This window comes from Dolichospermum planctonicum, from assembly GCF_005402965.1.
GTDB lineage: Bacteria > Cyanobacteriota > Cyanobacteriia > Cyanobacteriales > Nostocaceae > Dolichospermum > Dolichospermum planctonicum.
This window is the reverse complement of record NZ_BJCF01000022.1, coordinates 23,079-40,227: the sequence shown is the minus strand read 5'-3', so window position 1 is coordinate 40,227 and position 17,149 is coordinate 23,079. Positions and strand designations below refer to the sequence as shown.

Sequence of the window (17,149 nt, the reverse complement as noted above, 5' to 3'; positions counted from 1 at the left end):
GTAGGCAAAACAACCTACCAAACATCATACGAACATAAAGCACTCATAAAATGACCACCACCTTACAACAGCGCCAAAGCGCCAACGTATGGGATCGCTTCTGCGAATTCATCACCAGCACTGACAACCGTCTATATATCGGTTGGTTCGGAGTATTGATGATCCCTACCCTATTAGCTGCTACCACCTGCTTCATCATTGCTTTCATTGCTGCTCCTCCCGTTGACATTGACGGTATCCGTGAGCCAGTTGCAGGTTCTTTACTATACGGAAATAACATCATTTCCGGTGCAGTAGTTCCTTCCTCTAACGCTATCGGTTTACACTTCTACCCAATTTGGGAAGCAGCTTCTTTAGATGAGTGGTTGTATAACGGCGGTCCTTACCAGTTAGTAGTATTCCACTTCTTGATCGGCGTATTCTGCTACCTCGGTCGTGAATGGGAACTTTCTTACCGCTTGGGAATGCGTCCTTGGATTTGCCTAGCTTTCTCTGCTCCTGTAGCAGCAGCTACCGCAGTATTCTTGATTTACCCCATCGGTCAAGGTTCATTCTCTGACGGTATGCCTTTAGGTATTTCCGGTACATTCAACTTCATGATTGTGTTCCAAGCAGAACACAATATCTTGATGCACCCCTTCCATATGTTAGGTGTAGCTGGTGTATTCGGTGGTTCTTTGTTCTCTGCAATGCACGGTTCTTTGGTAACTTCTTCCTTGGTTAAAGAAACAACCGAGAACGAATCACAAAACTACGGTTATAAATTCGGTCAAGAAGAAGAAACCTATAACATCGTTGCAGCACACGGTTACTTCGGTCGGTTGATTTTCCAATACGCTTCCTTCAACAACAGCCGTTCTTTACACTTCTTCTTAGCTGCTTGGCCAGTAGTTGGTATCTGGTTTACAGCTTTGGGTGTAAGCACAATGGCGTTCAACTTGAACGGATTTAACTTCAACCAATCAATCATTGATTCTCAAGGTCGTGTAATTTCTACATGGGCTGACGTAATCAACCGCGCTAACTTAGGTATGGAAGTAATGCACGAGCGCAACGCTCACAACTTCCCCCTAGACTTGGCTGCTGCTGATGTTGCTCCTGTTGCTTTGAGCGCTCCTGCAATCAACGGTTAATAATTAAAGCTTTCTTAACAGAGCTTAATTAAAGAAATGCTCTCCAGAAATGGGGAGCATTTTTGTTTTATAGAAAACCGCGAAGTTAGTGGAACTTTTACAACTGTTGGGGAATAGGAAGCCGGAGATAACCCCTATTATTGATTATTCACTCTAGAGGAGTTGTAGAGACAGGATTTTAAATCCCATTCTTTGGTGTTTCTGAGGGAGTGGGTTTATGTTCTTTAGGTAGTGCCTGTTTAGCGACATTTTCAGCAGCTTGTTTAAACATTGGTTCTATTTTATCGCGCCAATATTTAATATTAGGCAGCTTTTCCGGGTGGTCTCGATAAGCTAAAACCTGATGCCATTGACCATTATCAATTGCCTTATTAATATCATTAGCTAAAGCTTCTGCTTTTGCCCAATCACTTTGCCATTGATTAACAGTATCAACGGTTTGTTTAATACCAGAAACAGCATTTCCCGATGTTGACTTGAGCAGAGAAATTGCTCCTTGTAAATCTCCTGATTCAAACTTTTCCCTGGCCTTATCTACCGTTTTCACCTGATCCGCAGTAGCGGGTAAAGAAGGCTTTGCTGTGGGATTTACCACCACAGATTTTGCGGGAACTAAAGGAATTGGCCGAGATGTAATTAAAGGAATATCATCTACAGTTTGTATAGCCAAACCTTGGTCACGACGGCAAGAAATCCACTTTTCACGATTAGAAATGACATCAGAATGGGCCCAGGCCAACCTGCCAGAAGAAAGTTTAAGTTCTACCCAACCCCGCTTTGTCTGTTTACCGGTCACTTCAAACTGACTGGCCACACCCAAAGTTTTCAAAATATTATCAGAATTGATAGCGCTGGGTTCAGAACGGATATTAGAATCAGCCGTAACTACAGCTAAACATTTACTGATTAATTTGCTATTTTCTCCTGTCCAATTAATAGTTAAATTTTTAAAATTGGGATATATATTTGTAAATAAAGCCGCGACACCACCCGCTAGTAATATACCAATTAATAAAGGTAAAGGATCGGGTTTATTGGTATCTTGGGGAAGAGATTGTTGAGGAAGAGATGAAGAAGAAATATGATTAGCGGGAGAAACCGCCATTGTTTTTTGTGTCAATCTTGAAGATATAACTTGAGGAGATTGATAAATAATCTTAGGAGCTAGGGAGGGTTGGGAAAATTCAGGGATGATATTCACCAATTCTTGACAAGCTTGTAAAGCTTCCGTTGCTGTTTGATAGCGTTCTTTGAAGTGGTAACGCACCATCTTCGTTAAAATCGCCACCAAATTAGAATTAACGGGTATTAAATGCTGCCAGTTAATTTCCCCGGTATCTGGGTCATCTTGTAATTGACTAGCAGGAACTCCCGTTAATGCTTGAATAGCGATAATTCCCAAAGCGTAAAGGTCACTATTAGGGCGGGGTTTACCTTGACCTTGTTCCGTAGGCATATATCCAGGAGTACCAATAGCTACAGTAGCAGTTTTTTGTCCATTTACTGTCACCAGGGGTGAACGTAATTGTTTAACTGCACCAAAGTCCACTAAAACTAATTTATAATCAGCGGCGCGGCGAATGATATTATCAGGCTTAATGTCGCGGTGAATTACACCTTCTTGGTGAACAAACTCTAAAATCTGCAAAATTTCCAACAACATTTGTATGACTTGGGCTTCACTCCAAGGCTGTCCGGGGATAAGTTCTTCCTGGAGGGTGTGGCCGTCAATAAATTCTTGGACTAGAAAAAATTCTTGATTTTCGTCAAAATAAGCTAAAAGTCTGGGGATTTGGTCATGATTACTCAATTTTTCTAAAGTTTCTGCTTCGCTGTGAAATAGCCGTTTAGCAGTAGTAAAGATTTTAGAGTCAGAATTGGCTGGTTTCAAGTGCTTAACCACGCAGATGGGATTGCCTGGCCGTCTGGTATCCTGGGCAATATAGGTTTGACCAAATCCTCCCGTGGCCAAAATGCGAATGACTTGGTAGCGATGATCTAGCAATTTACCTATCATAATCTCCCTCCCCAGCTTTATAACCTAATTTTACCCATAGTAGTCAATATCTCCCAATTTCCTCCCCTGAGATCAGGTATCTTGAGAAAAGATTTAAATTAAAAGTACAATTCTTTCATCAAACAAAATCGTTAATTTTACTATCAGTATCCCCTTGACTAGGAATGCCACCTAAAATCACTAATTATACCTCATGGCAGCAAGCTGAAATCTTGATGCAACCTGCTTTTATTCGCGTAATTGATAATATTCGTAAGCAGCTTGATACATCCAATTGGCAAGGGACTTACCAAGATGTATTGACCTGGCCTGCTAACACGAGTGATGAAACAAAGTCTTTAGTAACTGAGTTGGTGCGGGAAATGGAAACCGCAACACCAACACAAGTAGAGGAAATTAAAGAAACTCTTGCTAGTTTGCCAATGCCTTATCCAGGATATCATTTACTTTTGCAAAATCAACAGGAACGGGTAAATATAGATTTATGGGATTTGTGTTATCAAATATGTTTTCTCAATTATAGTCCAGAGCAGGGGGCAGTTGATATTGATCCCAACTTAATTGACGAATATGGTGATGTAGACTGGCAAAATTTAGAAAATAAAACTCAGCAGTTAGTTAAACAGCTATTCGCTAGTTTACCAGCCAACCCAGACTAAATTTAAGAAGTTCTTTGAAAATCCTTAGTTTACAGAAAAACCGCTCTGGTAAACATCTCCCCCACGGGGGGAGAGGCTTTGAAAACCCCATTACAGTCACAAAAGTTCTTCGTTTTACCCTCTCTTCCTCAGAGATATAGAAATTATAGTAAAATGAAATACTTATATAGCTGGCTGTAATACTTAATAACTAGGACTGAGGAATTAAGCTGGTTGTTTTGGTGGTGCTATCCCAAACAATCCAGTTAATACTATTATCTAAATTATCGGCATTATTGGTAACTTTAAAATAGAACTTTTCTCCGTTTTTAAACTGGACAGCAAAATCAGCATTTTGGGCAAAAATAACTATAAAACCTCTATCCCGTAAACAATACATAGCCCAATTTTTTAAAGATTGTTTATGGGGTTCGTGGGGAATTGGTGGGTTAGTAATTACGTCGTTAAGAACTTTTAAAACTTTTTCCATGTTCGCATTTAATGAGGATCACAACGAATTTCAATCATAAACCCATCGGGGTCATAAAAATACAGCCCTCTACCTGTGGGACGGGAAACCGGACCATAAGCAATGACTAAATTATGATCTCTGATCACGGCAACGGCTTGATCAAATAATTCTGGAGCAATATCAAAGGCTAGATGATATGCTCTGGTAAAAGACTTGCTGGGATCTGGATCTGGTGGTAATAATTCTGGTTCTGCAAATAGGTCTATAATTGTGCCGTCAGGAGTGATGAAATTAGCGACTTTACCAGCATTGACAAGTTCTATTAATGTTTCTGGTATTTCGTCTCCTGTGAGTTCGTGTAAGCCTAAAATATGACCATAAAAATGGCGAGACGCTGCCATATTTTGGACGTTAAAAGCGATATGATGGACTTTACGGAGGTAGCCATTGGGAATAGTTTTTTGAGAAATCATGATCCCGAAATTTAGAATCTATGGATTTAAAATTATCTGCAAATCGAGAATAAAGCCTGGTAAAATATCTTCACCAGAAAGTTTTGGTGGGTTGTCAAAATCAAAATTTAAAACTTCTACATCCTTTCCGTAACGATAAATTTCTACCAAGGGTGTTTGTGGATCAATTAACCAACCTAAAAGCGCGCCATTATTTTCATATTCTCGCATTTTAGTACGTAATTTTTCTAAACTATCCGTTTCTGATCGCAATTCCACCACAAAATCAGGACAAAGGGGGGGAAACCGTTTTTTTTCCTCTTGACTTAAAGCATCCCAACGTGCTAGTTTTACCCAAGCTGCATCAGGACAGCGATATGCACCACTGGGTAGTTTAAATTCGGTGGAGGAGTCAAATACTTTACCTAATTTAGTTTGACGATTCCATAAACCTAATTCTATATTAATATCTGAGTTCCTAATTCCACTTTCTCCACCTGTGGGAGGCATAATAATTAATTCTCCGGTTTGGGTAAGTTCTAACTGACAGGGTTCGTTAGCAATGCAAAGTTGATAAAACTGCTCATCTGTTAAATTTACTGCGGGAGGTATGTTTAAAGTGAGGGTTTCCATAGGTTTTGCTTGAGGAGACTAGTTTTATTATCAGATAAAATTCAGAAAAATTTAGGCTAGGCGATCGCTAAAATTGACCCCAATGGTAAAAATGGCGAGATGCTGCCATATTTTGGACGTTAAAAGCGATGTGATAGACTTTACGGAGGTAGCCATTGGGAATAGTTTTGTTAGTCATTTTTGATAGTTAGAGTGATGTTTGGGGAAAGTTTGCGATTACTAGGTCGCGCAACGCTTAAGCTCATGTACCTTTGCGTCTTTGCTCCTTAGCAACTACCCTATGCCTTCGGCACGCTCCGCGAGTGGGATCTCTACGAAAGATTGCGAGACACAAAAAGCTATGTTGATTACAAAGTATCTTAATAGTATAATTATAAAAAAGTCAAAATTTTAAACAATATGGCAACGGGAATACCTAGTAAAAATGGACGTAATCACAAACAAAATACGACATCTTTCCGAATTGAATATGAAGGAAAAATGCCTGTAGAAGATATATTGAAAATTCAGCCAGCTAACTTAAATCATATAATTAGCGTTGAAGGATATCCTAGAAATCAATTAATATATGGCGATAATTTAAACGTTCTTCGCACATTATTAAATAATGAGAATGTTGCCGGAAAAATTAACTTAGTATACATTGATCCTCCATACTCCACAGGTAGCAGTTTTGAGTCTCGTAATAGCAATCATGCTTATCATGATCTCATGGAAGGTGCAGAATATTTAGAATTTTTGCGTCAACGTCTAATCTTAATCAGAGAAATTCTATCAGAAGCAGGTTCTATTTATCTACATTTAGATGAAAAAATGGCTTTTCCTGTAAAAATTATCATGGATGAAATTTTTGGAGTTAAAAATTTTCGTAATTGGATTACGAGAAAAAAATGTAATCCTAAAAACTATACACGCAAACAATATGGTAATGTTGCTGATTTTATTCTTTTTTATACAAAAACAGATAATTATGTATGGAATCAACCTTTTGAAGCTTGGACAGAAGACTCGATTAAAAAAGAATATCAATATGTGGAAGAAGGAACAGGAAGACTATATAAAAAAGTTCCTATTCATGCTCCAGGGGTAAGAAAAGGAGCAAGTGGTCAACCTTGGAGGGGTATTTTACCACCTCCCGGTAAACATTGGCAATATACACCAGAAACATTAGATGAAATGGATGCAAGAGGGGAAATATATTGGTCTTCAACAGGTAATCCTAGACGAAAAGTATATTTAGATAATAGTCAGGGGATTTCAATTCAAGACATTTGGCTTGATTTTAAAGACGCTCACAATCAAAATATTAAAATCACTGGTTATCCAACGGAGAAAAATTCAGAGATGATCAAACGGATAATTATGGCTTCATCAAATCTAGGAGATATTGTTTTAGATGCCTTTGCGGGAAGTGGAACTACTCTAACTGTAGCTGAAGAATTAGGTAGAAAATGGATAAGTATTGATAATTCTCCATTATCTATTGATACTATAATTCAACGTTTAGTTAATGGTAGTGAAGTAATGGGTGATTTTGTTAATGGCAAAAATGATGGTTGTAAATATAAACAAATAAACTTAATTGACGTTAGTAGAATTTTAAAAACAGGCTTAGACTTGTATATTGAAGAATCAGAAAGTTTAGAGTTAATTTCTGATCAAATCATCAAAAATTGGCATAGTAAACTTAACTATCTAACCAGCCTTGTGTAAGTCTCTCGTCTAACATTTTCAAAGTACAAACCATCACTCTACTTTGTCCATATTTTTCTAAATTAGCGTAATCATTCCACATAGAACCTAGAAGTAATCCAGGACCATCATTCAGCATCAATACTTTTAATGGTAAATTGTATGTCTTAGCATAACCCAAAATTTCTGTTATTTTATCTCGATTGCCACCTGTTCTATCATCTTCCTGAGAACCTCCCCTGTCGGAGTCATAACGAGCAAATCCAACTACTAATGGAGTTCCATCTAAGCGGGAGATTAACATATCCGCAGGAATTTGATATGGAAACTTATTCAAAACCTTATGCAACATTACGTCTTTCCCTGCGCGAACCGGTCCTTGGATAGAATAATTTTGGCTAAATACCTTATTAAACCATAAGAAAAAACTTTCTGTTAAATCATACCCTTTTTTTCCTTTTGTCTTATATTCAAAAAGAAGTGCCATGAGAATTTCATCAGGTATAGGACGGCTTTGCAAATTTCGTTTAACTTCCTCTATCGGACGAAATTTATCACTAAAGTTTATGATAATATTAGGAATGTTACCTTTCTTTTTAGTCATTTCAACTGATGTATCTGGAGAGACGTATCTACGAAAGATTCTCAGTAATTGATTTCGTAAAGGATTATGTTCTTTAGCAATCATCTCCAGTAATTCTGTAGAAGTTTGTGCTTTATCAACAAGTTCTATAAAGCGTACTTGTACTTCTTCATAAAGAATTTTAGCATCATCTAAGTAATCTGGATAAAAAGGGGAATCAAATATAGTAATCCACTTAGATGCTGTTGCTTTATAACTAGCAAATGTAGTCAAAATTATTTCCTTATTTTTATGATCAGTACAGGTTTTTAATATAAACAATAGTGGTATTCTTGTCCAGGTCTTTCTCAAAAAAGTGATATTGGGGGGAAACTGTCCGATTTTTGCGGTGAGGTATGCGATATTAGTGTTTAGATCCCCAACTTCTAATATAAATCTATAATATATTGACAATAATATCAAAGAAGTCGGGGATGTTATTATTCAATTATCGTCTATATTCATCTCCACAATCACCAATTAGTTGATATAAATCCCGCGAATGTTGAGAAACTGCATCTATTTTCCCGATATCTTCTGCATCTAAATTGAAACTAAATACCCTAGCATTATCTGACAAATGTTCTGCAATTCCCAATCTAGCGCCGACAATTACACCCCCCACTGCTGGCTGATTTAAAATGTAATTTACAGCCACATTAGCAATACTCACTTGATGTTTATCAGCAATAGTTTTTAAGGTATTTAGTAACTCTTGAAATAGTCCCCAACCACCCCAATTATCAATCATTTGTTTGTATTTTCTCAGGCTGGTGGTATTTATTTCTGAGCCTTTAGGTTCTGGTTTTTGCAAATATTTTTCTGATAACAGTCCACCACAAATAGTACCATAGGTAAACAATTTAATATCATGTTCTTGACAAAAATTAACCATATTTACCTGTGGTCTTCTGTCTACGAGAGAAAACTGCACTTGATTAGAAACAATTTTGATTCCTGCTGCGGTAATAATTTGCAAATGTTCCGTATCAAAATTAGTTAAAGCTAAATGTTTGATCTTCCCTGCATTTTGCAATTCTACCATATATTGGAGAGCATCTAAATAATTAGGATCTCGATATTCCCACCAGTGAAACTGCATTAAATCCAATGATTTAACGTTCATTCTTCTCAAAGAGATATCAATATTTTCCTCAACCAATTTTTTCGTCATTTTCCCAGGACGAGGAACCCATTTTGTAAAAGCCTGAATATGATTAACAGCTTCCTCTCCACGAGTTGCGATTAATTGACGACGAAACTCACCAATAAAGTCCTCTGCTGGTCCATAATGGTCTGCTAAATCCCAAGTGGTAAAACCAGCATCAACATATTGAAACATAGACTCAATCGCAGTTTTGGGGTTAATGCGTCCATGTCCTCCCGAAACTTGCCACATTCCATTTAAAATTCGGCAAATTTTCAAATTCGGGGTAAATTGTAAATAGCTTTCTTGAGGTAAAATCATATTGTTTATATTGTTATTTCCAGTTTTTTTCTGCTTGTTCCAAAACATAATTTGCAACTTGTTGAATTTCCGCTGTTGTCAATCTTTCTTTGTAAGCTGACATATTATTTTTACCATTAGTGACAATAGCTGTAATTGCTTCCAAAGAATCCATTTTATATCTTTTCAGTGCATTCTTTTTTAAACTTTTACCACGTCTAATGATGTTTTCTCCATGAATATGACAACCAGCACAATGGAAATCAAAAATTTCTGCACCTTGAGAAGTATTTAAGGCGTTAACTGGTGAAGTAGAATTAATTATCCACAAGCAAAAAGTGAATAATATCAATGTTACCATTTTTGTTACCATTTTTTTCATAAAGATGCAAAATCTCCTGTAAAACCGACAAATTTTGTACATTCTTCTGCAAAAGCTTCGGCTTCGCTGATATCTTCAATTTTATAAGACATAATGCGTTTTCCGTCGGGCATTTTTTTAGAACCCATTAATTCACCTTTGTAATTTTCTGCTATTTTCTTAAATTCAACACCAGAAAGTTTCCAAGCTTGATCATCACAAGTGATATTTACCTGCCACATAATTTAAAATTTATTTATTGATCAATATTAATTATTTCATAAATTGGCAACATTTAACTAAGAAATCTGGCGAATGAAATTCGCGGCTATACAGACAAAACCCACCCAGGTGGGTTAGAAATTTCTCATTCCTGAGTCCGGGTAGACGGACTTTGCTTGTGTAGTAGCGACTTTTAGTCGCCGAATATACTACCTTGAGATAGATATGATTTTCTATCTTTAGGGAGTGTTAATAACAAAAATATTTTACCATACTGAATATAAGTATTGCCTGATATCTTCATTAAATATGGCCATGAATAAGAACATTAAAGAACAAATTCAATTAGATTTACGTCAAGCTAAAGAAACAGGACAATTAAAGTCTGAACGCATTCGAGAAATTGTCAAATCTGCTGTTTCTCAAGTCAGTTCTGAATTTCAAGAAGGTTCTCATGAACTGAGTAATTTAGTTAATGATGCTGTTTCTACTGTCGTTGATAATTTACAGGAGAAAAGCAGTGAAGTTAAGGAGGGGGTAGTAGCTTCAATTGAAGGTGCTATGGAAGCGATAAATCTGAAAAAACACTCAAATATCGTTCAAACTCAAGCAGAAATAAAGCAGTTACAAGCAAAATTAGATCAAGAGGAAGAAAAACTACAAACTGAAATTGAAGGAATTTTTACAAAGATAGTAGAAACAAGTCAAGATAAATCTGTTGATACCAAAATTGCTATTAATTCAGCAATTAATTCTATTAAAGATAGTGAAGAAGTGGGATTATTAAGAAAACGTTATGCACAATTACAAGCACAATTAGCAATTGTCAGAGCAAATTTATTTGCGCGTTATAGCGGAAGTAATCAAGAAGTACAAGATTATTTGAATGAAGCAAAACAATGGTATGATAAATCCCATCCACAAGCTGAATCTATTACTTTACAAGTAAAGGAAAAATACTCCCTGTTAGAACAGAAATTAGCAGAAGCAGGTTCAGCAATAGCTAAACAAGAACGTCAATTAAAACAAACTTTGCGGGAGTTACTATTAGCAACGGCTGATTTATTTAAAGATAAAGATATTCGGGCTTAATATCCGCAATTTTGTTTTCTCAAAATTTCTACATAAATGAGTAAATTAATTTTGATAATTTTTAATTTACTCATTATTTTTATTTATATTATTTTTATTTATAACCTATTAACCTATTCTATTAGAGACTTCCAATTAAATTAAAATTAAGAAAAATTAAGAAAATATCTTAACCTGTAGGGTGTGTTAGCTGTCTTTGTAACGCACCATTCTGATTCTCATTAATTTCATATATTTAATATAAAAATATAAAGATAAAGGTGCGTTGATAACGCACCCTACAAAATTAATAAGTACCTTCCTCTCTATTAATGTTTTCTTCATGCTTGACAATTACCCAAACCGCATGAATGCTACCAGGAAGCCAACCCAGGAGGGTAAGCAAAATATTAATTAACAAAGTTGGACCAAATCCAACTGTAAGGAAAACCCCCAAAGGAGGTAAAAATAAACCGAGAAGTATACGCAATAAGTTCATGGATATTTCCTATTTTTGAAATTGGGTTTACCTATTGACTATCTTGTAACTGAAAACCTTTTTCTGCGAAGTATTTGCTAAGAAATGTATTAGCTAAAGACAGAATTACAGGACCGATAATAAAAGCAATAAATCCTTGAACTTGAAAACCTGGAACTAAAACTGATGCTAACCAAAAGCAAATTCCGTTGACAATTAGGGAAAAACCACCTAATGTGAGATATGTCAAGGGTAAAGATAAGATATTAATCATTGGTTTAATTCCACTATTGATTAAACCAATGACAACAGCAGCAATTAAAGCTGCGGGAAAGTTAGCAATATCTACTCCAGGAACAACTAAATCAACAATCAACAAACTTAAAGCTGTAGCAAGTGCGATGAAAAAATATCCCAACATTTTTTACCTCAGTAACAGCAATATCAGTGCTATTTACTATTTTTAAATATAGATTAATATTTGACATCTTTACTTAGGTAGAATCTTGATCTATCTTAGGTTAGACGAAAAGAAAAGATCCCCGATTTCTTAAATAAGTCAGGGATCTAAATCCCGTTAGGTTTGATTACTATAGTAAAGAGAAGATTTATATAAAACCTGTTCTTGATGAGTTTCTAATACACAATCAGATAAGGGATAACTGACACAGGTAACAACATAACCAGCTTGAATTTCCTGGAGACGCAGAAATTTTTGCTCACTTTGATCAATTTCTCCACTAATAAGTTTAGCAATACAAGCGGAACATTCTCCTTGTTTACAACCTGATGGTAAACGAATACCAACTTCTTCCGCTATGTCAATTATATATTGATCATCTGGTACTTGAATGGTGCGATTCAATTTTAGGTTAGGGTTGATGAGTTGAATTTGATAAATGGCCATACTAATTTAAGATTTTTTCAGTCATAGTCCCAGAGAGAATTAACTTATTGTTTGATTCCTTTCATTGATAAACTTATGCGTTTGAGTTTTTCGTTGATTTCTAAAACTTGTACTTTAACGACTTGTCCAACTTTAACAATTTTTTTGGGATCATCTACAAATTTATCAGCAAGTTGGGAAATATGCACTAAACCATCTTGATGTACTCCAATATCAACGAAAGCACCGAAATTAGCAACATTGGTAATAATTCCTTCTAGTTCCATTCCTACTGTTAGATCTCTAATTTCCTTAACTCCAGCTTTAAAGGTAGCATATTTAAATTCAGCACGAGGATCTCTTCCTGGTTTTTCCAATTCCCTGAGAATATCGCGCAGGGTTGGTTCTCCGATAGTATCGGTTACGTATTTTTTGAGGTTGGCTTTTTTCAGGTTTTCCGCAATTTGTGTAACTTGATTTAAAGATATTCCTAAATCAGCAGCTATAGATTTTACTAAAGGGTAACTTTCTGGATGAACTGCGGTATTATCTAAGGGGTTTTCGCTATCACGAATTTTTAAAAAACCTGCGGCTTGTTCAAAAGCTTTTGGTCCTAATTTTGCTACTTTTAAAAGTTGACGACGATTTGTAAATGCTCCATTTTCGTTGCGATAGGTGATAATATTATTGGCTATAGTTGGGGTGATTCCTGAAACAAATGTTAGCAGTTCTTTGGAGGCAGTATTCAAATCTACACCCACATAGTTAACGCAACTTTCTACAGTTTCATCTAATTTCTTTTTCAGTAATTTTTGATCAACGTCATGTTGATATTGTCCGACACCAATTGATTTAGGATCTATTTTAACTAGTTCGGCTAAAGGATCTTGTAATCTGCGACCAATACTAATTGCACCCCGCACAGTAATATCTAAATCAGGAAATTCTTCCCTTGCTACTTCACTAGCAGAATATATAGATGCACCAGATTCATTTACCATAACTTTAACTGGTTTATGGGCTATATTTGGTAATATTTCGGCGATAAATTCCTCTGTTTCCCGTGAAGCTGTACCGTTACCAATAGCTATTAATTGAATTTGGTATTTTTCCAGTAATTTTTTGATAGTTTGTGCCGCTTTTTGGCGTTGTTCTGCTGCTTGGTGGGGAAACACGGCTTGATATTCTAAAAATTGCCCAGTTTCATCTAAAATAGCTACTTTACACCCGGTTCTAAAACCAGGATCTATAGCCATTGTTGGTTTCATCCCTGCTGGTGCTGATAACAGCAATTCTCGCAAATTTGTCTCAAAGGTTTTGATTGATTCTATGTCAGCATAGGTTTTTTTATCTTTGATAACTTCGCTAATTAATGAGGTTTTCATTAAGCGATTAAAACTATCTTTTAACATTCCTTGATAAAAGTCGCGCAGGTTGCGAACTTTAGTTTTAACTTCCTGAAATTCTAAATAACCCAGAACAAAATCTTCATCAAAAGCAATTTCAAAACTGAGAATTTTTTCCTCTTCTCCTCGACATAAAGCTAACATATTATGAGGAGCAATATTTTTGACTTTAATTTGATAATTTCGGTACATTTCAAATTTTGTCGTCCCTTCGGGATGTTCATCTTTGATATGAGAAATAAATACCCCATTTTCTAGGAAAAAATCCCGGATATATGCCCGTAATTCGGCTTTATCTGCTACTTCTTCCGCTAAAATATCCGATGCACCTTTTAAAGCTTCATCTGCATTTTTTACTCCTAAAGTTTCGGAAATATATTTTGCTGCTTCTGCTTCCAAGGATACAGAAATCGCATTTTTCACATTCACCGATTTAATGAATATTGCCAGGGGTTCTAAACCTTTTTCTCTAGCAATGGTAGCGCGGGTACGACGTTTAGGACGATAGGGTAAATATAAATCTTCCAGTTCAGTTTTTTGTAAACAAGATGCTATTTTTGTGTTGAGTTCTGGAGTAAGTTTATCTTGTTGAGCGATCGCATTCACAATTACTTTTTTTCTTTCTTCCAATTCCGTTAAGTAATTATATCTATCTTGTAAATCCCGTAATTGCATTTCATCCATTTCATCTGTTCGTTCTTTACGATAACGCGCAATAAAGGGAATTGTCGCCCCTTCGGCTAAAAGTTCCAGTGCATTTTGTACCTGGTGGGGCTTAAGTTTTAGTTCACTTGCAAGCAGTTGAGAAATATTCAACATCTGTGAGTTCAATTAAAGAAGTTTGAGAAATTTATATTAGCGTCAATAGGTATTATTATATCACCTAACTCAGAATCGGGTTGTCAGTCACGTTATTAGTTTTATATCCCACATCATGAGACTATTTGCCAATAGCTGCACTATGGCTTAATATTGAATGTATTGCCATTTTTCCTTAGTTAAGTATAACATAAATAACGTTGCTGAAAATGGCGCAAATCTACTAGTATTAAACAGTAGTTCGTAGTTTAGAGGTGAGTGCAAATGCCTTTATTTTTCTTAATGACATTATCTATGGGTGTAATTACTGGCTATCTTTTCCAAAGAAAGGATGATGAAATTACCAATATTGCTGGTGTTTTCACAGCTATCATTTTCATTGTGAGTTTAGTATTAGCGCCTTGGCAATTTCAGTTTGGTCTGTTGATGTTTGTGGTCATTGTTAGTAACAAATTACTGAAGAAAAATTGGTTTTAAGCCAATTTTTTCAGGAACTTTAGCAAGTTAAATCTAAAATAAAATCAAGTCGGCAATTATCCACCCTCTGTCAAAGATAATAATTAAGGGGAATGAGGGTGTTGATAGTTGGATAAAATATAGTCAGTTGGAAACTAGATAGTTCAGTTAGAGCTAAAAACCTTTGTATTTTATTGAAATACTAATAATTAATATCATCTATAAATCCTTGTTTATTCTCCTTTAAATGTTGTAAACAGTTGGCAAAATCTAACAATGATTTATTTCTTCCCAGAGTTTCGTAATCAATTTTAATATATTCTGCTATTTTAGATGATTGACTTTCTTCATATTGACTTTCTTTCAAATTTCTAGGTTTATCCTGGAGATTAGGATTATGCTTAATTAATATTTCTCGTGATGCCTTTACTAAAAATTCTTTTGCACCCCTTCCACCTGATTCAGCTTCTGCTATTAAATCTGTTTGCCCACGTTGTTTACTATTAGCAAAGTCTATCCATTTTCTATTATTTCGATGATCAGCATTTTTGGTAAAAAAGCAGCATATACCCAAATAATCAACTAATAACCAAGCTTCAAGTTCTTGAACCATCGGAAAAAATTTTACTCTTCCTTCAAATAAGTTAACAACTTCTTCAATTCGATTAACCAGAGAATTTTTTTCTCTACGTCTTTGATTTTGCGATTGTGTTCCATCGGAATCGAACAGAAAGATGACTAAAACATCATTTTTTAAGTAAGCATCAACTGCCTTCTTTAAACCATCTTGAATTTTTGGATTTGTAGCCCTATTAAAACCTTGTTTATCGGCAAGTTGGATTGTTATATCACCACCATAAAGCGCGACTATTTTGTTAGCAATACAACCGACTGCTTTACTATCATAATCAGATTCCGGCACCCAAAGACGAATACTAGGCATATTAACTGGCACAAACTCCTTCAATTAAGTGACTATGATAAATCGCGCTACCTATTCCAAAATCATTCATCCAATCGGAAAGATCATCTCGGTTTTCTGCTAATTTATCCAATAAACAAGCTTGTGTTCCAATTTCTCCTTTCTGATTTAAAAGAATTACCGAAATGTCAGATGATATTTCTTCAGTAGAAAAACAATCTAATAATTGAGAACTATGGGTTGTAAAAATCACCTGTGTTCTCTTGGATAACTTTTTGATCATATCAGCAATATCTTGTAAAATACCAGGATGAAAATTTCTCTCAGGTTCTTCAATACCAATGAGAGTTGGAACATCAGATTGATAAAGCATGATAAAATAAGCTATCAATCTCAGAGTCCCATCTGACATATTAGATAAAGCTATTTTTTTACCATCCTCTTCAATAACTTTAATAAGTGGTTCTGCAACATCATCTAACCGTAACTTAATTTTCAGACAGTCATACAGTTCTTGACTCACTTTATCAAACTTATTTTTATCATGTCTAGCCCAGTATTGTAAAACTTCTTCAACTTCACTAGCGTCAGTATCAAGGCTAGGTATTCTTTCATCATGTTGTAAAGATTTATAAATCATATTGAATTTAGTAATTCTAGAATGTATCCTGACGCTATCAGGATCTACATCATAAAATTTCCAATCTTTTATATAGCTTGCCAACTTTTTTGTAATCGGTTTATGACCATATTTACCTACATCTGCTAATGTGAGTCCATCACCTTCAGAAAATTCGTATGGTTGAGAATTTTCGCCATTTTCATCATTCACTTTTCCTCTACCATCAATAATATTAATTACTTCAATTTCATTAACTAAAAGATACTCCCTATTAATTAAAGTATTATTTTCACTGATACTAAGTACCAAACTATATTCTATTTTAGCTTTATTATCTTCATCATCTTCTATAAGAATTTGATAAAATGTTTGTTTTTCCCCCACCCTTAAGATGCTATCCATATATTTTAGAGAAGGAAGTTCTTGGTCTTTTAAAAGTTTACTGAGAAAGCGTAATGCTTCTAAAGAATTGGATTTACCACTAGCATTAGCCCCTACCAAAATTGTTAGATCCCTGAAATTTAAATCCACATCTCCTAAGCTTTTAAAATTTTTAATTTTTGCGGATATTAGTTTAAGGGTCATAAATATCTCCAGTATATTAGTCAATTTAGTAACTACGCAATTATTTTAAATAAAAAGTCACAAAAAGTGAGAATTAACTATGTTTCACAGCAATACTTCAACCCAACATTAACATAAAATCAGAATTAGATTACATCATTATCTTAATTAGAATGTCCACTCACCCCATCTTAAAAGACAATATGGCGGAAAACCCTACAGCCTAAATGCCAACA

Annotated in this window: 19 protein-coding genes; 5 read left to right on the top strand and 14 right to left on the bottom strand. The window is 35.3% G+C overall.

The features are described 5' to 3' along the window. Nucleotides 1–50 precede the first annotated feature (50 nt). Nucleotides 51–1,133 carry a photosystem II q(b) protein gene (gene psbA / locus FFO06_RS11300; RefSeq protein ID WP_137908128.1) on the top strand — a complete coding sequence of 361 codons (1,083 nt, stop codon included), beginning with the start codon at nucleotides 51–53 and terminating at the stop codon, nucleotides 1,131–1,133. 178 nt (nucleotides 1,134–1,311) lie between these two features. On the opposite strand, the gene FFO06_RS11295 is transcribed toward psbA, so the two are convergent. Further along, nucleotides 1,312–3,150 (bottom strand): serine/threonine protein kinase, encoded by a 1,839-nt coding sequence (locus tag FFO06_RS11295; RefSeq protein WP_137908127.1) that lies wholly within the window; start codon nucleotides 3,148–3,150, stop codon nucleotides 1,312–1,314. A gap of 164 nt (nucleotides 3,151–3,314) precedes the next feature. Between FFO06_RS11295 and FFO06_RS11290 the strand changes: the two genes are divergently transcribed. Beyond that, complete coding sequence (locus FFO06_RS11290; RefSeq protein WP_137908126.1) at nucleotides 3,315–3,809, top strand: hypothetical protein; 495 nt, start codon at nucleotides 3,315–3,317, stop codon at nucleotides 3,807–3,809. Nucleotides 3,810–3,999: 190 nt separating this feature from the next. On the opposite strand, the gene FFO06_RS11285 is transcribed toward FFO06_RS11290, so the two are convergent. The 3 genes from FFO06_RS11285 to FFO06_RS11275 are packed head-to-tail and all read right to left on the bottom strand — an operon-like array spanning nucleotide 4,000 to nucleotide 5,345. Further along, nucleotides 4,000–4,278 (bottom strand): hypothetical protein, encoded by a 279-nt coding sequence (locus tag FFO06_RS11285; RefSeq protein WP_028084785.1) that lies wholly within the window; start codon nucleotides 4,276–4,278, stop codon nucleotides 4,000–4,002. 8 nt (nucleotides 4,279–4,286) lie between these two features. Next, nucleotides 4,287–4,733, bottom strand: coding sequence for a VOC family protein (locus tag FFO06_RS11280; RefSeq protein ID WP_137908125.1), 447 nt, complete (start codon nucleotides 4,731–4,733; stop codon nucleotides 4,287–4,289). Between the two features lie 18 nt (nucleotides 4,734–4,751). Next, entirely contained in the window at nucleotides 4,752–5,345 is a 594-nt protein-coding gene (locus FFO06_RS11275; protein WP_137908124.1) for a Uma2 family endonuclease, read from the bottom strand. A gap of 399 nt (nucleotides 5,346–5,744) precedes the next feature. On the opposite strand from FFO06_RS11275, the gene FFO06_RS11265 reads away from it, so the two are divergent. Further along, nucleotides 5,745–7,058: a site-specific DNA-methyltransferase gene (locus tag FFO06_RS11265; protein ID WP_137908123.1), complete on the top strand. Its 1,314-nt coding sequence runs from the start codon at nucleotides 5,745–5,747 to the stop codon at nucleotides 7,056–7,058. Here FFO06_RS11265 and FFO06_RS11260 read toward each other — a convergent pair. The 4 genes from FFO06_RS11260 to FFO06_RS11245 form a co-directional block, all read right to left on the bottom strand. Continuing rightward, nucleotides 7,033–7,893 carry a hypothetical protein gene (locus FFO06_RS11260; protein ID WP_236097128.1) on the bottom strand — a complete coding sequence of 287 codons (861 nt, stop codon included), beginning with the start codon at nucleotides 7,891–7,893 and terminating at the stop codon, nucleotides 7,033–7,035. The genes FFO06_RS11265 and FFO06_RS11260 overlap by 26 nt on opposite strands. Nucleotides 7,894–8,107: 214 nt before the next feature. After that, the gene (locus tag FFO06_RS11255; RefSeq protein ID WP_137908122.1) at nucleotides 8,108–9,127 is read right to left on the bottom strand and encodes an aldo/keto reductase; all 1,020 of its coding nucleotides are present in this window, start codon (nucleotides 9,125–9,127) and stop codon (nucleotides 8,108–8,110) included. Nucleotides 9,128–9,140: 13 nt separating this feature from the next. Next, nucleotides 9,141–9,467 carry a cytochrome c6 PetJ gene (gene petJ / locus FFO06_RS11250; protein ID WP_137908121.1) on the bottom strand — a complete coding sequence of 109 codons (327 nt, stop codon included), beginning with the start codon at nucleotides 9,465–9,467 and terminating at the stop codon, nucleotides 9,141–9,143. Nucleotides 9,468–9,484: 17 nt separating this feature from the next. Further along, complete coding sequence (locus FFO06_RS11245; RefSeq protein ID WP_137908120.1) at nucleotides 9,485–9,709, bottom strand: hypothetical protein; 225 nt, start codon at nucleotides 9,707–9,709, stop codon at nucleotides 9,485–9,487. A gap of 295 nt (nucleotides 9,710–10,004) precedes the next feature. Between FFO06_RS11245 and FFO06_RS11240 the strand changes: the two genes are divergently transcribed. Further along, nucleotides 10,005–10,781: a histidine kinase gene (locus tag FFO06_RS11240; protein WP_137908119.1), complete on the top strand. Its 777-nt coding sequence runs from the start codon at nucleotides 10,005–10,007 to the stop codon at nucleotides 10,779–10,781. 286 nt (nucleotides 10,782–11,067) lie between these two features. Here FFO06_RS11240 and FFO06_RS11235 read toward each other — a convergent pair whose 3' ends face one another. From FFO06_RS11235 to FFO06_RS11220, 4 genes are all read right to left on the bottom strand, one after another. Continuing rightward, the gene (locus FFO06_RS11235; RefSeq protein ID WP_028091704.1) at nucleotides 11,068–11,259 is read right to left on the bottom strand and encodes a YqaE/Pmp3 family membrane protein; all 192 of its coding nucleotides are present in this window, start codon (nucleotides 11,257–11,259) and stop codon (nucleotides 11,068–11,070) included. 31 nt (nucleotides 11,260–11,290) lie between these two features. Beyond that, nucleotides 11,291–11,659 (bottom strand): phage holin family protein, encoded by a 369-nt coding sequence (locus FFO06_RS11230; RefSeq protein WP_137908118.1) that lies wholly within the window; start codon nucleotides 11,657–11,659, stop codon nucleotides 11,291–11,293. Between the two features lie 156 nt (nucleotides 11,660–11,815). After that, nucleotides 11,816–12,145, bottom strand: coding sequence for a 2Fe-2S iron-sulfur cluster-binding protein (locus FFO06_RS11225; RefSeq protein ID WP_028091706.1), 330 nt, complete (start codon nucleotides 12,143–12,145; stop codon nucleotides 11,816–11,818). 44 nt (nucleotides 12,146–12,189) lie between these two features. Then, nucleotides 12,190–14,349, bottom strand: a complete 2,160-nt coding sequence (locus FFO06_RS11220) for a Tex family protein (RefSeq protein WP_137908117.1) — start codon at nucleotides 14,347–14,349, stop codon at nucleotides 12,190–12,192. Nucleotides 14,350–14,613: 264 nt separating this feature from the next. Here FFO06_RS11220 and FFO06_RS11215 point away from each other — a divergent pair, with 264 nt between their 5' ends. After that, a complete protein-coding gene (locus FFO06_RS11215) occupies nucleotides 14,614–14,826 on the top strand; it encodes a hypothetical protein (protein WP_137908116.1) in 213 nt (70 codons plus the stop codon). A gap of 181 nt (nucleotides 14,827–15,007) precedes the next feature. Here the strand turns inward: FFO06_RS11215 and FFO06_RS11210 are convergent, their stop codons facing one another. Then, on the bottom strand, nucleotides 15,008–15,748 hold the full coding sequence (locus FFO06_RS11210) for a hypothetical protein (RefSeq protein WP_137908115.1): 741 nt from the start codon (nucleotides 15,746–15,748) through the stop codon (nucleotides 15,008–15,010). 1 nt (nucleotide 15,749) lies between these two features. Beyond that, a complete protein-coding gene (locus FFO06_RS11205; protein ID WP_137908114.1) occupies nucleotides 15,750–16,934 on the bottom strand; it encodes an AAA family ATPase in 1,185 nt (394 codons plus the stop codon). Nucleotides 16,935–17,149: the final 215 nt, after the last annotated feature.